Origin of the sequence: Rhodococcus sp. YL-1 (assembly GCF_001942025.1) — a bacterium.
Taxonomy (GTDB): domain Bacteria; phylum Actinomycetota; class Actinomycetes; order Mycobacteriales; family Mycobacteriaceae; genus Rhodococcus_F; species Rhodococcus_F qingshengii.
Genome location: NZ_CP017299.1, coordinates 5,118,624 through 5,134,291 on the forward strand (window position 1 = coordinate 5,118,624; position 15,668 = coordinate 5,134,291).

General features: G+C 60.5%; 19 protein-coding genes. 12 read left to right on the forward strand and 7 right to left on the reverse strand.

Features of this window, described 5'->3' with window-relative positions:
* Window positions 1-10 precede the first annotated feature (10 nt).
* From BH682_RS23690 to BH682_RS23700, 3 genes are all read left to right on the forward strand, one after another.
* A complete protein-coding gene (locus BH682_RS23690) occupies window positions 11-529 on the forward strand; it encodes a GNAT family N-acetyltransferase (protein ID WP_050654796.1) in 519 nt (172 codons plus the stop codon).
* 90 nt (window positions 530-619) lie between these two features.
* A complete protein-coding gene (locus BH682_RS23695) occupies window positions 620-1,039 on the forward strand; it encodes a hypothetical protein (protein ID WP_030535224.1) in 420 nt (139 codons plus the stop codon).
* Complete coding sequence (locus tag BH682_RS23700; protein ID WP_003940277.1) at window positions 1,039-1,227, forward strand: helix-turn-helix transcriptional regulator; 189 nt, start codon at window positions 1,039-1,041, stop codon at window positions 1,225-1,227. The genes BH682_RS23695 and BH682_RS23700 overlap by 1 nt, the downstream gene beginning before the upstream one ends.
* Window positions 1,228-1,284: 57 nt before the next feature.
* Here BH682_RS23700 and BH682_RS23705 read toward each other — a convergent pair whose 3' ends face one another.
* The 5 genes from BH682_RS23705 to BH682_RS23725 all read right to left on the reverse strand — a co-directional run bounded on the left by BH682_RS23705 (window position 1,285) and on the right by BH682_RS23725 (window position 5,494).
* Window positions 1,285-1,512: a hypothetical protein gene (locus BH682_RS23705; protein WP_030535223.1), complete on the reverse strand. Its 228-nt coding sequence runs from the start codon at window positions 1,510-1,512 to the stop codon at window positions 1,285-1,287.
* 81 nt (window positions 1,513-1,593) lie between these two features.
* A complete protein-coding gene (locus tag BH682_RS23710) occupies window positions 1,594-2,421 on the reverse strand; it encodes an ABC transporter ATP-binding protein (protein ID WP_083954715.1) in 828 nt (275 codons plus the stop codon).
* A complete protein-coding gene (locus BH682_RS23715; protein WP_065455250.1) occupies window positions 2,405-3,505 on the reverse strand; it encodes a taurine ABC transporter substrate-binding protein in 1,101 nt (366 codons plus the stop codon). The genes BH682_RS23710 and BH682_RS23715 overlap by 17 nt, the downstream gene beginning before the upstream one ends.
* Window positions 3,502-4,359: an ABC transporter permease gene (locus tag BH682_RS23720; RefSeq protein WP_003939782.1), complete on the reverse strand. Its 858-nt coding sequence runs from the start codon at window positions 4,357-4,359 to the stop codon at window positions 3,502-3,504. The genes BH682_RS23715 and BH682_RS23720 overlap by 4 nt, the downstream gene beginning before the upstream one ends.
* A 244-nt stretch (window positions 4,360-4,603) precedes the next feature.
* Complete coding sequence (locus BH682_RS23725; RefSeq protein WP_232354225.1) at window positions 4,604-5,494, reverse strand: class I SAM-dependent methyltransferase; 891 nt, start codon at window positions 5,492-5,494, stop codon at window positions 4,604-4,606.
* A gap of 125 nt (window positions 5,495-5,619) precedes the next feature.
* On the opposite strand from BH682_RS23725, the gene BH682_RS23730 reads away from it, so the two are divergent.
* The 4 genes from BH682_RS23730 (at window position 5,620) to BH682_RS23745 (ending at window position 9,024) form a co-directional block, all read left to right on the forward strand.
* Window positions 5,620-6,465, forward strand: coding sequence for an LLM class F420-dependent oxidoreductase (locus BH682_RS23730; RefSeq protein WP_050654799.1), 846 nt, complete (start codon window positions 5,620-5,622; stop codon window positions 6,463-6,465).
* A 105-nt stretch (window positions 6,466-6,570) separates the two neighbouring features.
* On the forward strand, window positions 6,571-7,143 hold the full coding sequence (locus tag BH682_RS23735) for a flavin reductase family protein (RefSeq protein ID WP_042451450.1): 573 nt from the start codon (window positions 6,571-6,573) through the stop codon (window positions 7,141-7,143).
* The gene (locus BH682_RS23740) at window positions 7,136-7,762 is read left to right on the forward strand and encodes a superoxide dismutase (RefSeq protein WP_030535220.1); all 627 of its coding nucleotides are present in this window, start codon (window positions 7,136-7,138) and stop codon (window positions 7,760-7,762) included. Before BH682_RS23735 ends, BH682_RS23740 begins: the two co-directional genes overlap by 8 nt.
* Window positions 7,763-7,932: 170 nt before the next feature.
* Window positions 7,933-9,024 (forward strand): alpha/beta fold hydrolase, encoded by a 1,092-nt coding sequence (locus BH682_RS23745; RefSeq protein WP_075834291.1) that lies wholly within the window; start codon window positions 7,933-7,935, stop codon window positions 9,022-9,024.
* A 1-nt stretch (window position 9,025) separates the two neighbouring features.
* Here BH682_RS23745 and BH682_RS23750 read toward each other — a convergent pair whose 3' ends face one another.
* Window positions 9,026-10,294, reverse strand: a complete 1,269-nt coding sequence (locus tag BH682_RS23750; RefSeq protein ID WP_075834293.1) for a vWA domain-containing protein — start codon at window positions 10,292-10,294, stop codon at window positions 9,026-9,028.
* Between the two features lie 173 nt (window positions 10,295-10,467).
* Here BH682_RS23750 and BH682_RS23755 point away from each other — a divergent pair, with 173 nt between their 5' ends.
* Entirely contained in the window at window positions 10,468-11,430 is a 963-nt protein-coding gene (locus BH682_RS23755) for a sensor domain-containing diguanylate cyclase (protein WP_075834295.1), read from the forward strand.
* Between the two features lie 90 nt (window positions 11,431-11,520).
* Here the strand turns inward: BH682_RS23755 and BH682_RS23760 are convergent, their stop codons facing one another.
* Window positions 11,521-12,831 (reverse strand): HNH endonuclease signature motif containing protein, encoded by a 1,311-nt coding sequence (locus BH682_RS23760; RefSeq protein ID WP_075834297.1) that lies wholly within the window; start codon window positions 12,829-12,831, stop codon window positions 11,521-11,523.
* A gap of 158 nt (window positions 12,832-12,989) precedes the next feature.
* On the opposite strand from BH682_RS23760, the gene BH682_RS23765 reads away from it, so the two are divergent.
* From BH682_RS23765 to BH682_RS23780, 4 genes are all read left to right on the forward strand, one after another.
* Window positions 12,990-13,493: a MarR family winged helix-turn-helix transcriptional regulator gene (locus tag BH682_RS23765; protein ID WP_007731489.1), complete on the forward strand. Its 504-nt coding sequence runs from the start codon at window positions 12,990-12,992 to the stop codon at window positions 13,491-13,493.
* Window positions 13,494-13,504: 11 nt separating this feature from the next.
* Entirely contained in the window at window positions 13,505-14,563 is a 1,059-nt protein-coding gene (locus tag BH682_RS23770; protein ID WP_063315826.1) for an LLM class flavin-dependent oxidoreductase, read from the forward strand.
* Window positions 14,564-14,571: 8 nt separating this feature from the next.
* Entirely contained in the window at window positions 14,572-15,138 is a 567-nt protein-coding gene (gene msuE, locus BH682_RS23775; RefSeq protein WP_007731485.1) for an FMN reductase, read from the forward strand.
* A 179-nt stretch (window positions 15,139-15,317) separates the two neighbouring features.
* Window positions 15,318-15,650, forward strand: a complete 333-nt coding sequence (locus BH682_RS23780; protein ID WP_007731480.1) for a CD225/dispanin family protein — start codon at window positions 15,318-15,320, stop codon at window positions 15,648-15,650.
* Window positions 15,651-15,668: the final 18 nt, after the last annotated feature.

Sequence of the window (15,668 nt, forward strand, 5' to 3'; positions counted from 1 at the left end):
TTTCGTGGCCATGTACATCCGCCGCGAAACTTCTTCCGACCGTGACGCAATCTATTCACTGCTCGGGGCGGCGTTTGCCGACCAAGCGCCGCCCGGCGAGTCTCCCTACGAGATCGAACTGACACGTCAGCTCTTCGCCTCGAACGACTACTTACCGAAGTTGTCCCTTGTCGCCGTCGCCGGTGATGAGATCGTTGGTTTCGTGATCGGAACACGCGGATGGGTCGGTCCCGTTGAGGCGGTTGGCCTCGGCCCGTTGGCAGTCACACCGGACAACCAACGCAGCGGCGTCGGTTCGGCGTTGATGCACGCGGTGATCGGTGCGTCCGACGCTCTGGACGTGCCACTGCTCGCCCTCCTGGGCAGCACCGAGTACTACCCGCAGTTCGGGTTCGTCACCAGCACGGACGCCGGGATCGATTCTCCGGAAGCCGAGTGGGGCGAGCACTTTCAGATCAGGACCCTCACCACGCACCGCCCCGATCAGACGGGGAAGTTTTCATACGCAGCGCCTTTCGGGGTCGCTTGACCCTCAGCGCGATGTAAGAGTTCTTTGACATCCAGCGCACGTAGACCTACGCTCAGGCATGTCAAAGAACTCTTACGCCTGGGAGGCTTCATGAGCACCACGGCACGGTGGAGCCTGATCATCGGTATCGGCGTCGCTGCAACGCTAGCCTTCAGCTTTTTTGCAGCATTAACCGCCGATGATCGGAAGACGTTGGCCTTCATCGTCTTCGCAATCGTCATGGCACCGGCTTGTATCGGGTCGGCGTGGGCCCTTTTTCCATCGGAGAACGACAAGGCCCCCGCCTACCCCGAGGACACCGTCGAAACAGAATGGAGTCGCAAGGCCGGCTTCGGCGCGTTCACCGACTTGATCACTGCCATGGGGATCGCGCTGATCGCGCACAATGTCTTCGGCGCTCCCGAACTGCCGCTCGTAATGTTTACAGCCCTCGGGCTGGCCGACTTCGGAATCCGGTACTGGGCAGTGTCGAGGGACCGCACCCCACATTCGAGATCTGACGAGATCTGATGCGCAACAACCTTCAAGAACTTCGTACGGCAGCCGGATTGTCACAGCAAGCGTGCGCCGACGCGCTCGGCATCACACGCCAGACCGTGATCTCTATCGAGAAAGGCCACTTCGACCCACGCCTGTCACTGGCGTTCCGAATCGCCGAATACTTCGACAAACGCGTAGACGACATTTTCTCCAGCTGACGCCGTCTCGAACTGACGGAAGATCAGTCGAGCTGCGGTTTCAGTCGAGCTGCGGTTTCAGTCGAACAGAGTTGGCGATCCGTTTTCGTCCTTCCCGTCTTCGACGGCCGTTGCCTTCTTGCCCGAGCCCTTGCGGACGACGGTCAACGTCGTCGTTCGACGCGACAACCTGTGCCCGTCACTGTGTTCGAGCAGCGCCATCCCCTGGCGAACTTCGACTACCGTCCACGGACCCGCATGGCCGGCTGCCTGCACGAGGTCACCGGACTCCACCTCAGTTGCCATGACCACTCCTTGTTCGTCGTGTCCTGCACGTTCTCCTTCCCATTATCGACGCGGCCACCTGGTAGTCGACGCGCAGGGTACCTACGCTGCAGCTGCAACCTTGACCGCATGGCCGACTTCGGCTCGGAATGCCGCGTATTCGGGTGAGCCTCGGAGATCGTCGGGATCGACGCCGGTTCGTGGCAGATCGATTTTCAGGTCGAGCGCGACCTTGCCCGGTCGGCTTGTCAGAACTACGACGCGGGAGCCGAGAAAGGCCGCCTCGTCGGCACTGTGAGTGACGAAGACACTTGTTCGCCCCGATTCGGCACTGACACTGCGCAGGTCCTCCTGCAGACGCTCGCGAGTGAGGGCGTCCAGCGCGGCAAAGGGTTCGTCCAACAGGAGCAACGACGTTTCGGCCGCCAAGGCACGAGCAATTGCCACCCGCTGCTGCTGCCCGCCGGAGATTTCCCAGATACGCCGGTCCGCAGTGCCGACCAGACCGACGCGGTCGAGAAGCTCGTCGCGCCTTCGCCCGCGCTCGCTCTTCGCAACGCCGGCGTATTTGAGTGCCAGATCGATGTTGCCGCCCACCGATTTCCACGGAAAGAGCCGTGGCTGCTGAAACACCACTCCCGCACTCGACCCGGGAATCGGGTCGGATCCGGAGACCTGAACCGTTCCACTGGAAGGACTTTCGAAACCCGCGATCAGCCGCAGCAATGTGCTCTTGCCGCAACCCGACGCTCCGACGAGAACCAGAAACTCACCAGGTGTGACGTCGATCGATACGGGCCCGAGTGCCGTGACGGACTCTCGACCGTGGCCGTACCTGTGCGAGACGGTGTCGATTCGGATCGCGCCCGGGCGGTCGGCAGCGAATACTCCCGAGGCCTGCTGCGCGGTCACGCTACTGGTCAAGGACATCGGGAAGCCCCTTCACATAGAGGGCATTCTGAAAGACCGCCAGATCAGGCACACTGTCGATCTGCTTCTGCTCGGCCAGGAATTGCGCTGCACTCTGCAGGTTCACTGCCAGATTCCCGGGAGCGCCCTCGGTGCCCAACCATTCCGGCGAGGAGATCTGCTCCGGAGTGAGGAACACACCCTGTTTCAACTGCGCTGCCGCGTCTTCCTTCGAGGCGCCTAATTGTGCGGCAACAGCTTCCGCTGCCGCGTTCGGATCAGTGGCGATCGTCGTGAGCGCGCGGGCCTGAACCTGGCGCCAGGTGTCGACGATCTCGGGGTGATCCTTGGCAAACGCAGTCGACACCACACCAAGATCGAGTGTCGGCTTTCCTGCTGTCGCGAGCTCACGGCTGGCGATCAACTGTGTTCCGTCCTTACGGAGTTCGTCGAGGGTGGGCAGCCAGGTGTAGACGGCATCGATGTCACCGCGCTGCCAGGCTGCGAGGGATGCTTGCGGCTGGAGATCCACCAATTGGACGTCGTCGGCACTGAGTCCGGCCTGGTTCAGCGCTGCCAGCAGACTGTAGTGCGCGGTCGAGGCGAATGCCGTGGCCACTTTCTTGCCGCGCAGATCTGCGACGGTCTTGATTCCGGTTGCGTTGCGCGCCACCAGGGCTTCGTTGTCGCCGGCCACGTCCAGAACAAACGCGACCTGATACGGAATGTTCAGCGGTGCCGAGAGTCCACGAGCAACCGGACTCGAACCGATTGCGCCGAAATCGATTTCACCGGCGATGAAGGCGGTGTTGATGTCGGCTCCCGAATCGAACTTCGTCCACTTCACGTTGTACTCGGGCAGTGCGTCTTCGAGCCAGCGATTGTTCTTGACTATCAAGTCGCCGCTCGGGAACGACTGGTAAGCGATACGGATCGTTTCCTTGGACGAATCCTGGCCCGAATGATCAACCGAGCACGCACCGAGAACAAGGGCAAGGACGCCGATCAGCACCGTGAACGCCGTCCGGGCAGCCCTTCCTTCATTGGGCGTCGAATTACTGCTGCGCTTCAGATTGCTGCTGGCGTGTTTCTGATTGTCAGTCATACTTTTCCCCTCCAGGGAACGGCGCGGCGCTCTGCAGCCCGCAGCAGTCCGTCGATGATCAGGCCGGAGAATCCGATGGCAAAGATCCCCACCAGCACGACCGGTGTGTTGTTGTAATTGCTTGCATCCTTGACCATTCCGCCGATTCCGGGGATGCCGTTGAACAGTTCGGCCGCGACCACCGACGAGTACGCCATACCTACCGACAGCCGAATGCCCGTGAAAGTTTCCGGTAAGGCCGACGGGACGACGACGTCCCGGATCACTTGCGCCCGTGAGGCTCCCAGGGCCCTGGCCGCTTCGACTAGTCCGACCGGCGCCGCGACCACAGCAGCTGTGGTGGCCACCGCTGCCGGCGGAAGAGCAGCGAGCGCCAGCAATGTAATCTTCGGCGCCTCGTCGATTCCCAGCCAGATCACCAGCAGGAAGAAATATGCCAGGGGCGGCAGTGCGCGCAGGAACGTCAACCACGGTTCGAGCAGGCTCCGCAGCCATGTCACCGATCCCATGGCCAAACCGAGGATCACGCCCAATCCGACGCCGATGATCACACCGACCAGCACCCGTCGCAGCGTCATGTAGAGGTGCTCCCAGAGCAGGTAGCCCTGGTAGCCGCGCACTCCGTCGTGCGTGGTCATCGTGTTGACGAAGGCATGCCAGACCGTGCTCGGGAACGGCACGAAGGTCTCACTCCAGGTGCCGCTCGCGGCAGCGACCTGCCACAGGGCCAAGAATGCGATCACGGAAAGCACCGGCAGTCCGACAGTGGTCGCACTCGAAGTCCACGGCCGACGCGGCTCACGGTTCGGTTCCGTGACTGATGTTGGTTCTATTGCTTCGACAGGAGTCGACATCGCTGTTCTTCCTCGACGTACGGAAAATTCCGGCACACATGCAGCAACGGGCGCATATGCAGGGGCGAAGGCGCACAGAGCGGCGCCATTCTCACTCAGGAGAGTCGGAAGGAATCAACAGCAACAGCAATTGGCACCAAGACGGCACAGGTCGACGGCGATGCGTCGTGTCAGTGGCGTCGAGGGCATGGGGGTAATTACTACCTGTGTCTGCAATTACCCGCAAATGCGGGGGAAATAGGCGTCAGTCGGCCAAGCGAACCGACAGCGAATACATGAGCGGGATCTCGGGTCGTCCGGCCGGGACTCCCCAACGCTTGCCGCCGAGTTCAGCCATCTCCTCGAATCCTTGCCAACCGTTGGCGTACGGGTACTCGTCGAAGGACTCGAGCGTCAATCCGGCGCGCCGCAAAGCTCCTAGCACCTCGGAAATGGACCAGTTGAATTCACATGAGGGGAAAGGATTTTCGAAGTTCTCGACTCCGTTTCCCTCAGCGCCTGGCAAGATGAGATCGGCCGAATCTGCCACGTAGTCGCCCACGCCACGGGGTTCGGTCACGGGAGTCCCGCCTCCGTACGGGTATGTCAGCGACCACTTCTCGTCGAAACACATGGCAAACGGATGAAACTCCACCAGAACGAATCGACCGTTCGGCGCCAGAACACCGGCAATCCCCTCGGCCCACTCGTCGAGATCGGGTAACCAGATCACCGTTCCGTACGAAGAAAAGACTCGGTCGAACTTTCTCTGGCCAGCGGCAGCAGCGCGGAGCCACGCAGATACATCGGCACGCTCGAAATCGGCGGCAATATCGGATTCCGCGGACAAGGTTCGGGCGAAGTCGATCGCGGAATCCGCGATGTCGACGCCGGTCACCGCGGCACCGAGAGCGGCCAAACTCAACGAATCCTGACCGGAATTGCACTGCAGATGAAGAATCGAGGAGCCGTCGATCTCGCCGAGCAGCGCCAGTTCTTCCGGATACAAGGTCGACCCGCCGTTGCGAAAGAACTGTGCCTGGTCTCCTTTGTGACTGTTGTGAGCGACGGTCGCCGCATTCCACGACAACCGATTCATCTCCGCTGCATCCATCACTACTGCATCCACCTCTACTGCATCCACTTCTCGACCCACAACAAGTCCGCCCGAGTTCACCACGTCCCCCGGTCACGTCGGCAATCGATTTACTGGGCTGGAAACCTATCCGAACGAAGATGCAACAGGTTACAGTTTTTCGACGGACCATCGAAGGAGAACCAGTGCGCTACGGACTCAGCCTGTTCACCAGTGATCGCGGCATCCGCCCTGCCGATGCAGCAAAGGCGGCGGAGGCGAATGGATTCGACGCCTTTTACGTTCCGGAGCACACTCACATCCCCGTATCTAGGGATTCCGATCACCCCGGAACCCAGTCGGCAGAATTGCCCGACGACCGTTACATGCGCACACTCGACCCCTGGGTTGCCCTCGGCACCGCCGCGTCGGTCACGAACACCATCCGATTGGGCACCTCGGTGGCCCTCCCCCTCGAACACGATCCGATCACTCTCGCGAAAACCATCGCATCGCTGGACCATCTTTCCGGCGGACGCGTGGTCTTCGGCGTCGGATTCGGCTGGAATGCAGAGGAACTCGCCGACCACGGCGTACCGCCCAACAAACGCCGGACCGCACTCCGCGAGTATCTCGAAGCCATGGGCGAACTGTGGTCGAAGGAAGAAGCGTCGTACGACGGCCAATTCGTGAAGTACGGACCCAGCTGGGCGTGGCCCAAACCAGTTCAGAAGCCCCGTCCTCCCATCCTCTTGGGCGGCGGCGGCAACGAGAAGACTTTCAAGTGGATCGCAAAGTCTGCCGACGGGTGGATCACCACGCCCATCGAGCAGGAGATCGACGGAAACGTGGAACTGCTCCGAAAGATCTGGGCCGAAGCAGGTAGAGTCGGCGAGCCTGAAATAACCGTCCTGGCAGGCAAACCCGATTCGGAGAAGCTCGCCCACTGGGAAGACATCGGTGTCACCGAAGCAATGTTCGGCACTCCGGACAAGAGCCCCGACGAGGTTGTCGGATACATGGAACGTCTGGCAGCCAAGCTCGGACGGTGAGGTCCGCCACAGCATCTTGACCTCAACTGCACTCGAGGTTTTAACGTCGGTATTGCACAAGACAGTGCAACGGCAGCAAAACCCGAGACAGAAGAGGGGCGAGGAGTGACCACAAAACTGGTTGGCACCCAATCTGTTTCGGACGACTCTGTTGATGCGGAGCCGTCCATCCGAAACTCCTTCGTCGAGGCGTTCCGGAACCATCCCGCCGGCGTCTCGATCATCACCGCAACGGGCGATGACGGCCCGGCCGGCATCACGTCATCGTCGGTGATCTCGATCAGCGCCGATCCTGCGGTTCTGGCGTTTTCACTGCAGTCGTTGCGAGGCTCTGCGAGCGTCATCGCTTCCGCCCGCAGTTTTGTTGTTCACCTGGCAAATTCGGCGAACGAACGACTGGCTTCCACGTTCGCAACCCGCGGCGCTGTGCGCTTCGGAGACGATATGCCCTGGTCGTTTCTCTCGACGGGTGAACCGTTCCTACATGGGACAGGCCACGCCCTGCGTGCGGTTCCCTTGAATGCCACTACATGTGGCGCCGCAGTGATCGTCACTGCACGCGTCGTCGACGTCATCGATCCGCAGCACATGTCAGCGCCGCTCGTCTATCACAATCGAACCTATCGGAATCTCTCGACTCACAACATTTCCTCAAAGGAAGGCATGTCACATGACTGAATACGTTCTCCCCGAACTGGATTACGACTACGCCGCTCTCGAACCGCACATCTCCGGCGAGATCATGGAACTGCACCACAGCAAGCACCACGCCACGTACGTGGCGGGCGCCAACAGCGCAATCGAGCAGTTGGCTGCTGCGCGCGAAGACGGCACGATCACCGCGAAGGCGCCGCTGCTCAGCAAGAACCTCGCCTTCCACCTCGGCGGCCACACCAATCACTCCATCTTCTGGAAGAACCTCTCCCCCAACGGCGGTGAGCGGCCAGAGGGCGAGTTGGCAGCCGCAATCGACGAGCACTTCGGCACCTTCGACGCATTCGTCAACCACTTCTCCGCTGTAGCAACCACTTTGCAGGGGTCCGGCTGGGCGGTACTGGCCTACGACACGGTCGGGCAGCGCCTGGTCATCGAGCAGCTCACCGACCAGCAAGGCAACATCAGCATCGGTATCGTTCCGTTGCTCATGCTCGACATGTGGGAGCACGCTTTCTACCTGCAGTACAAGAACGTCAAGGCCGACTACGTGAAGGCCTACTGGAACGTCATCAACTGGGAAGACGTTGCACAGCGATACGCGACGGCCACAGCGGCGACGGGCTTGATCGTCCCCGCCTGATCGTCCCCACCCGATCACTGCCATATCACCCCGATCAGCCCAGCTCGGCACGGTGGCTCCGTTGCCGAGCTGGGTTTTTACACCCCCGAGATCGATGTATGTGAAGGCAGGTAACATACACCGAGCGCGGCTGACTCGGCCGTCCGCCGATTCGACTCCGAGGGGAACCAGTGCTCGATATCAGTGGTTTGATCGCGACGTGGCGTCCGACGCTGGACACCGCAGCACGCAATGCATGGGGACTCTCGTTCGGCGACGGTGTCGAGAAGACCGAACGCACCCCGTCCGTACTGATCAGCGAAGGTCCACACCGCGATCTGTATCGCTTCGGCGCATTGTGGAGGCCAAGAAGTAATCCGGTTCTCCTCGTACCGCCCCTCGCGGTTTCAGCCGACTGTTACGACCTTCGTGCGGGCCAAAGCCTCGCCGCGCACCTACTGGATGGGGCGAACACGCCCTACCTCCTCGACTACGGGACCATGCGGTACTCCGACCGCGGGATGGGTTTCGAGGCCTGGGTCGACGACATCATCCCGGAAGCGATCCGTACGATCTCGGACCTACATGACGGCGCACCGGTTTCGCTGATCGGGTGGAGCCTCGGCGGGACCATGTCTCTGCTCACGGGCTCCGCTCACTCCGACCTGCCGATCGCATCGATCACGGCAATCGGAACGCCAATCGATTACACGAAGATTCCCGCTATCAGCCCCTTGAGGCTGATCGGCAAATACACGGGCGACACCCCACTCACGTCCGCGACCAATCTTGTCGGCGGACTACCTGCTCCACTCGTTCAGGCGAGTTACAAGGTGACGGCGTTGCAGCGCGAAGTTCTCAAGCCATGGTTCATCATGCGCAACCTCCACAACACCGAGACACTGGCTCGCATGGAATCGATAGACAAGTTCATGGCAGCCATGCCTGGATACCCTGGCAAGGCTTTTCAGCAGATCTGCGAACAACTCATGCTCGGCAACAATCTCTACAACGACGCCGTCACGCTTGCCGGACGCGAGATCAAACTGTCAGCTCTGCGCGTTCCCGTTCTCGCGATCGGCGGCACCACTGACGTGATTGCACCCATCGCTTCGGTGGAAGCGATCACGTCGGTCCTCACCGGAGCGCCGTCGGTCCGGTTCGAGAAGGCGCCGGGAAGTCACCTCGGGCTCGTTGCCGGCCCCACCGCGAGAGACTCCACCTGGGCGCACATCGACGAATTCTTGAAAGAGAATGCACCGCAGTTGGTTTCGACCAGCTAAATCACGGCGTTGTGATGCCCGCGGCTACAGCTGCCTTGTGCCAATCCGGGAATTCACTCAGCAAACGGGTGTACAACTGGGCGTCGTCGACGGTGTCGATGTCGTCCAGCGCGAAGAATCCGGCATTGTCGACCACCCTGCCGTCGAGATCGTCGAGCTTCTCCAGCACTCCGTAGTTGGCCTTGCCGATTCCGACGAACTGCCAAAAGGCCGGGAGCCCAGACGCTTCGCGCATCAATGTCGTGATTTCCTTGCGCTCGCTGAAGCCACCGTCGGTGAAGAACAGGACGAGCGTCGGCGCCGAACCACGTGTCAGGCCGGAAAGAATCTCAGTCATGATCGGCACTTCACGATTTGCGGCGCCGATCTTGTCGTAGTTGAATCCGCCGTGCGAGCCGCGCAAGTGCAGGTAGGTATCCGACCACTCTTCCGCGTCATGGACAGAGATCTCGGGGAGTTTGACGAAGCTGACTGCATACAAGTACGGCTCCAGCTTGCCGTCGTCATCGAGTTGGATCGCAACGGGAATCATGCGTTCGACAACACGATGCACCACTCTGGTGCGGTACTGCTTGGCCATACTTCCGGTCTTGTCGATCACCAGGACCACCCGTGCCCGAATTCCGTTGCCACCCTTCGTCAGCAGGACCTTGGCCACTTCGCGCTTTCGGAGGTCCAGCTTCTCCCGCTTCACCATGGAGAGTTTGGCTTCGTCGGGCACGGTCCGAATGCCGTCTGTCGTTTCAGCAGAGCCGGCGGGTCGAGCCTGCGGTTCCTCGTCGACCGACACTCCGAATGCTGTTACCAGGTCCGCCAATCCGCTGTCCCAGCCAGCTGATACGTTTCGCAGCTTCCAGCCCGCGCCGCGGCGATAGATCTCGACGAGAACCGCTGCCCTCTCACTCGTCAACCCCAAAGCCTGAGCCACGATGGCGGTGGAACCAACCTGCTCCACCACGACCCCAAGGCCCCCGACAGCAGACAGGGTTCCGTTTGCCGCCGCATCAAGTGCCACGGCAACACTCAGCTGATGGATGTCAGCGGGCAACCTCGCAATGTCGATTTCGATGACGCCGCCGGGCTCCAAGCGCTCCGCGCCTTCGGGTGAGACCGGCTGATTGAAGAAGACAAAATCTGCGTCGTCCCGTACTTTGTTCCGTTCGTCGAGCTGGAACACCATCAGGTCTACCGTGCCCGGGGCGCTACCGTTCACCGCCACCTTCAGCGAAGTTCCCTCAACGACTGTGTTCGCTCCACGCGCCAGCTCCATACCGGAAGATTAGCTGGCCACCAAAGAATCAACGGCCCCGCGGTCGGAAGAATCACAGCACACTTTCAGCAATCGCGAGGATTCTCGAGGCAGACTGTTCGTGGAAGATTTGTCGCACGCGGGACCAAGAGCCTGAACATCGACAGAATCCTAGGGTCGATCAGGAGGTCAAAATGCCGCACGGCCAGACGCGCACCATCCCGATGTTGCCACTCTTGCCACCTCTGACGAATTTCGACGACGCAAGTCGCTCGGTCGTGTCCTACCTCGACGAATATCTTCCGCTGGCACTGTGGTCGATCACGCGGTTCGACGGGTCCAATCAAATCTTTCTCACCGTCTCACCCAACCCACTTCACATCGAAGTCGGCGAGACCCGGGCTTGGCCAAACACCATGTGCAGCGAGGTGGTACTCGGAAATGCGCCGCCAGTCTCATCGAATCGCGCGCTCGTGCGCGCACTGTCCCGTGATGGCAGGTGGGAAGGCATTGGCGCATACGTCAGCATCCCAATCCTCCACAACGACGGCAGTCTCTTCGGCACTCTGTGTGGCGCCGACCCGAGTGCGGGCGACTCCGCACTCGAGGACAACCTAGCCCTCCTCAATCTCCTGTGCCGACTTCTCGGAACCATTCTCGATGTCGACTATCAGCGCGCGCAGTCAGTCCGACTGGCCGAAACTGCGCAACTCGATGCCGAGACCGACCCGTTGACAGGTCTTCTCAATCGGCGCGGGTGGAATCGCATCCTCGAGGCCGAGCAAACTCGGTACCGCCAATTCGCCGATCCGGGAGCTATCATCATCGTCGATCTGGACGGCATGAAGACCATCAACGACGAACTTGGCCACGCCGCGGGCGACGAATACGTTCAAAAGGCCGGCAAGATCTTGGCAGCGTGCGCGCACCCTGGTGCGGTGGTTTCACGGTTGGGCGGAGACGAGTTCGGAATCGCTCTGCCCGATACACAGCCGCGCGTCGTCGACTACCTAGTCGAGTGCTTGGAGAAGGCGTTCCGGAATGCCGACGTCTGTTGTTCGATCGGTCGGGCCGACTTTTCCATGACCCAAAGCCTGTCCGAGACTTGGGATACGGCCGACGCCGAGATGTACCGCCACAAGCGCTCGAAGCGCTGATTAGCCTCCCCCACGGCCTGTTGGCACCGCATCGAGGTCTCCTTCGATGCGGTGCTCGGCCGTGTTCTGTTGTGCCCGAGGAGTACTACCTCAGGTTTTGAAGGTGGTGTTCGCCGGTCGCGGGTGCTGCTGCGGGTCGATCGAGGGTGGTGGGATGAACCACGGCTTGTTGTCGACACCGATGCGGATTTCCCATTTGCCGACGAACCCGGATTTGCGGTGCATCAGTCGGTGGTGTGAACGGCACAGCAGGACCAGGTTGTTCATCACCGTCGGGCCGCCGTTGGCCCAGTGCTTAATGTGGTGCGCATCGGTCCAGGCGGGTACGCATGTGCAACCCGGGAAGGCGCAGCCTTTGTCTCGGGCGATCAACGCCACTCGCTGTTCGGGGGTGACCAATCGTTTTCCGGGTTTCGCATCGAGCGGTGCGCCGTGATCGTCGAGCAGGACGGTGGACAGGAAACAGTCGCAGCCGAGGAGTCTGGTCTGTGACACGGACAGTGGTCCGAGCCAGGGCATGTGCCCGACATCAAGATCGGCCAGGTCCAGAGAGTCGTCATCACCCGAATCCGAAGACTGTGCGGCACAATCCCGATGCTCAGCCAGATCCCGAGCATTGATGTGCACGTTCACATGCGGACGCTGACCACCATCGGTTCCGGTCTTGGCGCAATCGAGATAGCGGCGGATCAGTTCGGTGAACCCGTCCGCAGTCCGCTTCGCCGCCGACCGAGAATCCGGCGTCCCATCCGGTGCCGGGGTCGGCATCGTCAGATTCGACAACGCCGACAACAACATTTCACCGGTGAGAGCATCGAAATCCCCACGCACCACCACCCGACCATTCAATGTCGACGCGATCCGCAACTCATTGAGATCGACATCCTCGGCGGGCGGAATCTCATCCGACTCGAACAACCGCTCCAACGTCGCGATCACGTTCCGCACCTTCGTCGTCGTCGCCTCCACACCCGACGCAGCAGCCAACAACAAATCGATACAGCGAGGGAGCGCCTCCTCCGGCATCCCTTTAGGTGGCGATTCACAGAACGCCACGATCAACACGGCATGATCGAACGAGCAATCCCCGCCATCGAACCGAGCCGCCACCGCCGGAAACGGCCGCAAAGCCGCACCCAACGCGGCGATCTTCTTCCCGTCCCGAACCTGCAGCATCGTGTTCGCCGCCAACCACGCACCCACACCGCGGCTGGCAATCACCTGATCATCCGGACGCATCGAGAGCTCGTCCACCACCGCAACACGAACGGCTTCCAGGCGAAGAATCTCCGCACTCGCCGACACCGCAGCAGCGCGCAACTCCGAAGCAGACAACCGCCACAACCGTCCACGTAACCCCACCGCAGAACCAGACACCACATCCGACAACAAGACACTCATTGAATCCCCCGATCCCCTCCCCAAATCATACTCGAACACCCGTTCGAGTCAATACCTCGCTACCAGCGCAAATAAGAGCAGGGAATAGTTCGACGGTCGCACGCGTATTATTTGAGTAAGCAATACTTGCGGTCGCAAATAAATGGAGGGCGTCACCGATGACAACTGATGAACACGTACGTGGTCGTGTGTGGCGCGACCTCGTCGTCTCCCACAGCGTCATCCTCGGCAAGATGGAGGCGGACCTTCGAACCACCACCGGACTCACCCTTGGCCAGTACGACGTTCTGCTCCGACTGCACGAAGCTCCGGGAAACACGATCCGAATGGGCGATCTGGCCGAACTGGTCCTGGTCACCACCAGTGGCGTGACGCGCGTCGTCGATCGATTGGTCGAGGCCGGATTAGTGGAGCGCGTTAGACCGGACAACGATCGACGCGTCGTGACGGTATCGATGACGCCTGCAGGCAAGAAGACGCTTCGAAAAGCGTCCGCCATACACACGCGAGGGATCGCCGAATACTTCTCCGATCTCATTGAAACCGAGGAGCTTCCGGTACTCGAACGCTTCTTCTCCCGACTTGCCACACATCACACTAATCAAGGCGGCGCATGCGATGCGCACGTAGAACAGCTTTCCATCACCCCCACGAACAGATAGCGAGAAACAACATGGCTTTCGAATTGGGCGTCTACCATTTCGGTGAACTCACCCCAGATCCCACCACCGGCGCGATGATGAATCCCGGTGTCCACCTTCGCCATTTGGTGGAGCAGGCAACCGTCGCCGATCAGGTTGGACTCGATGTCTTCGGCGTCGGCGAGCACCATCGCACCGACTTCGCAGTCTCAGCCCCTGCCGTTGTGCTCGCGGCAATGGCTCAGGCTACCGACAACATCAAGCTGTCCAGCGCCGTAACCGTACTCAGTTCCGACGATCCCGTACGTGTGTTCCAACAGTTCGCGACAGTCGACCTGCTTTCCGAAGGCCGTGCCGAGATCATTGCCGGCCGAGGTTCGTACACGGAGTCATTTCCGCTCTTCGGGTACGACTTGTCCCAGTACAACGAACTCTTCGCCGAAAAGCTTGATCTACTACTGAAACTGCGCGACGAGAACCCGATCAACTGGGAAGGACAACTTCGCCCACCACTGATCGACGGTGACGTGACGCCCCGCCCGGACCGTCAGATTCCGGTGTGGATCGCAGTCGGAGGTACTCCGGCCTCTGTCGTCCGTGCCGCGAAACTAGGCCTGCCCCTCTCACTGGCCATCATCGGTGGAAGTTACCAACAGTTCGAACCGTTCGTCGATCTATACCGCAGGGCTGCAGCGGAGTTCGGACACGATCCGAAGAAACTGGCTGTCTCGATTGCTTCGCCAGGATTTGTCGATACCTCGAAGCAAACAGCACTCGACACGTCGTACCCGTACTTCCAGGCCGGGTGGATGCAGAATCATCATCAGCGCGGAAACGGAGTTCCCATGCCGCGCAGGGCATATGAAGCGCAGGCAACCACCGCGGGTGCGTTCTTCCTCGGCGGCCCGCAGGAAATCATCGACAAGACGATGGCGCAGTACGAACTGTTCCATCATGACCGGATCATGATCCAGATGGGGTTCGGCAACGTGCCACAGAGGGACATGCTGCGTGCGATCGAGATCCTCGGCACCGAAGTAGCCCCCGTTGTGCGTAAGGAAATCGAATCACTGAAGTCGTCCCAAAAATAGGAGTTTCGATGAGCACACCGCTCAAAATTGTTGCCGTTGTCGGCAACCTTCAAAAACCCTCCAAGACTCGTGCCCTCGTCGACCTGATCGTCGAAACCTTGGGAGACTTCGAGCAGATCGACACACGAGTTTTCGAGATCGTGGATCTGATTCCAGGTCTTGCATCTGCTCTGGATCGCGATCACGTCGACTCAGTGACCGCCGAAGCGCTGGCAGCAGTCGAGTCCGCCGATATCGTCATCGCGGCGTCACCGGTGTTCCGCGGTTCGTACACGGGAATGTTCAAGCATTTTTTCGATCTCGTCGACCAGTACGCGCTTGCCAACACTCCGGTGATTCTTGCCGCTACAGGTGGTAGCGACCGCCATGCTCTCGTGTTGGATCATGCCCTGCGGCCACTGTTCGCTTTCTTCCAAGCGCTGACCGCTCCGGTCGGAATCTATCTCAGCTCAGGTGATTTCGACGGAACGACCATCCTCAATCCCGAGGTATTCGAACGTATCGAGATGGCAGCAAAGGACGTCCTGCCGGTAGCGAGGATGCTCGCGGAGCGGCATCGAGTTGCGCTGACGTGAACGCCCCTCGTCTGCACAACAATGACCCGGAACCACCACCAGCGGTCACGACTGGCAATGCGGCTGATCCAGCACACTTACGCCGCTGATCCACATCGCATCACCGAACACCGTTTTTCAGTGATTCTTCAGCTCCATCGCAGTAGCGTCGAAAGGGCCACCTCATGTCAGGAGCCCCCATGACCACCCCGGATCAACCCACTGTCCAGCAATCCGTTCCTCAGCACCCGATTCGACCACCCGTCAATGCGGGCTGGGCAGTGGTCTCGCTGCTGTTCTTCTGGCCGCTTTCCTTCTCCGCTTTCACGCACGCCTTCAACGTGTATCCGCTGTGGGCTGACGGCGATGTGGCCGGGTCGCGGTATGCGTCCGATCGAGTGAAACGGCTCGGTCAGATCTCGCTGTGGATCGCAGGCGGCCTACTACTCCTGGTCTGCATCCTGTACGCGATTGCGGCAATCGTGTGGTTCGCCAACGGTGGCCACGATTACGGTCCGCGGCGTATGCGCTGAACAGCCACCCTGGACAAC

Coding starts and splice junctions, on each gene's coding strand:
- BH682_RS23750 (WP_075834293.1), bottom strand. CDS start 10,294: ATGGAGCTGGCGCGTGGAGCGAACACAGTCGTTGAGGGAACTTCGCTG.
- BH682_RS23765 (WP_007731489.1), top strand. CDS start 12,990: ATGACAACTGATGAACACGTACGTGGTCGTGTGTGGCGCGACCTCGTC.
- BH682_RS23740 (WP_030535220.1), top strand. CDS start 7,136: ATGACTGAATACGTTCTCCCCGAACTGGATTACGACTACGCCGCTCTC.
- BH682_RS23720 (WP_003939782.1), bottom strand. CDS start 4,359: ATGTCGACTCCTGTCGAAGCAATAGAACCAACATCAGTCACGGAACCG.
- BH682_RS23695 (WP_030535224.1), top strand. CDS start 620: ATGAGCACCACGGCACGGTGGAGCCTGATCATCGGTATCGGCGTCGCT.
- BH682_RS23700 (WP_003940277.1), top strand. CDS start 1,039: ATGCGCAACAACCTTCAAGAACTTCGTACGGCAGCCGGATTGTCACAG.
- BH682_RS23705 (WP_030535223.1), bottom strand. CDS start 1,512: ATGGCAACTGAGGTGGAGTCCGGTGACCTCGTGCAGGCAGCCGGCCAT.
- BH682_RS23690 (WP_050654796.1), top strand. CDS start 11: ATGTACATCCGCCGCGAAACTTCTTCCGACCGTGACGCAATCTATTCA.
- BH682_RS23760 (WP_075834297.1), bottom strand. CDS start 12,831: ATGAGTGTCTTGTTGTCGGATGTGGTGTCTGGTTCTGCGGTGGGGTTA.
- BH682_RS23780 (WP_007731480.1), top strand. CDS start 15,318: ATGACCACCCCGGATCAACCCACTGTCCAGCAATCCGTTCCTCAGCAC.
- BH682_RS23715 (WP_065455250.1), bottom strand. CDS start 3,505: ATGACTGACAATCAGAAACACGCCAGCAGCAATCTGAAGCGCAGCAGT.
- BH682_RS23755 (WP_075834295.1), top strand. CDS start 10,468: ATGCCGCACGGCCAGACGCGCACCATCCCGATGTTGCCACTCTTGCCA.
- msuE (WP_007731485.1), top strand. CDS start 14,572: ATGAGCACACCGCTCAAAATTGTTGCCGTTGTCGGCAACCTTCAAAAA.
- BH682_RS23710 (WP_083954715.1), bottom strand. CDS start 2,421: ATGTCCTTGACCAGTAGCGTGACCGCGCAGCAGGCCTCGGGAGTATTC.
- BH682_RS23770 (WP_063315826.1), top strand. CDS start 13,505: ATGGCTTTCGAATTGGGCGTCTACCATTTCGGTGAACTCACCCCAGAT.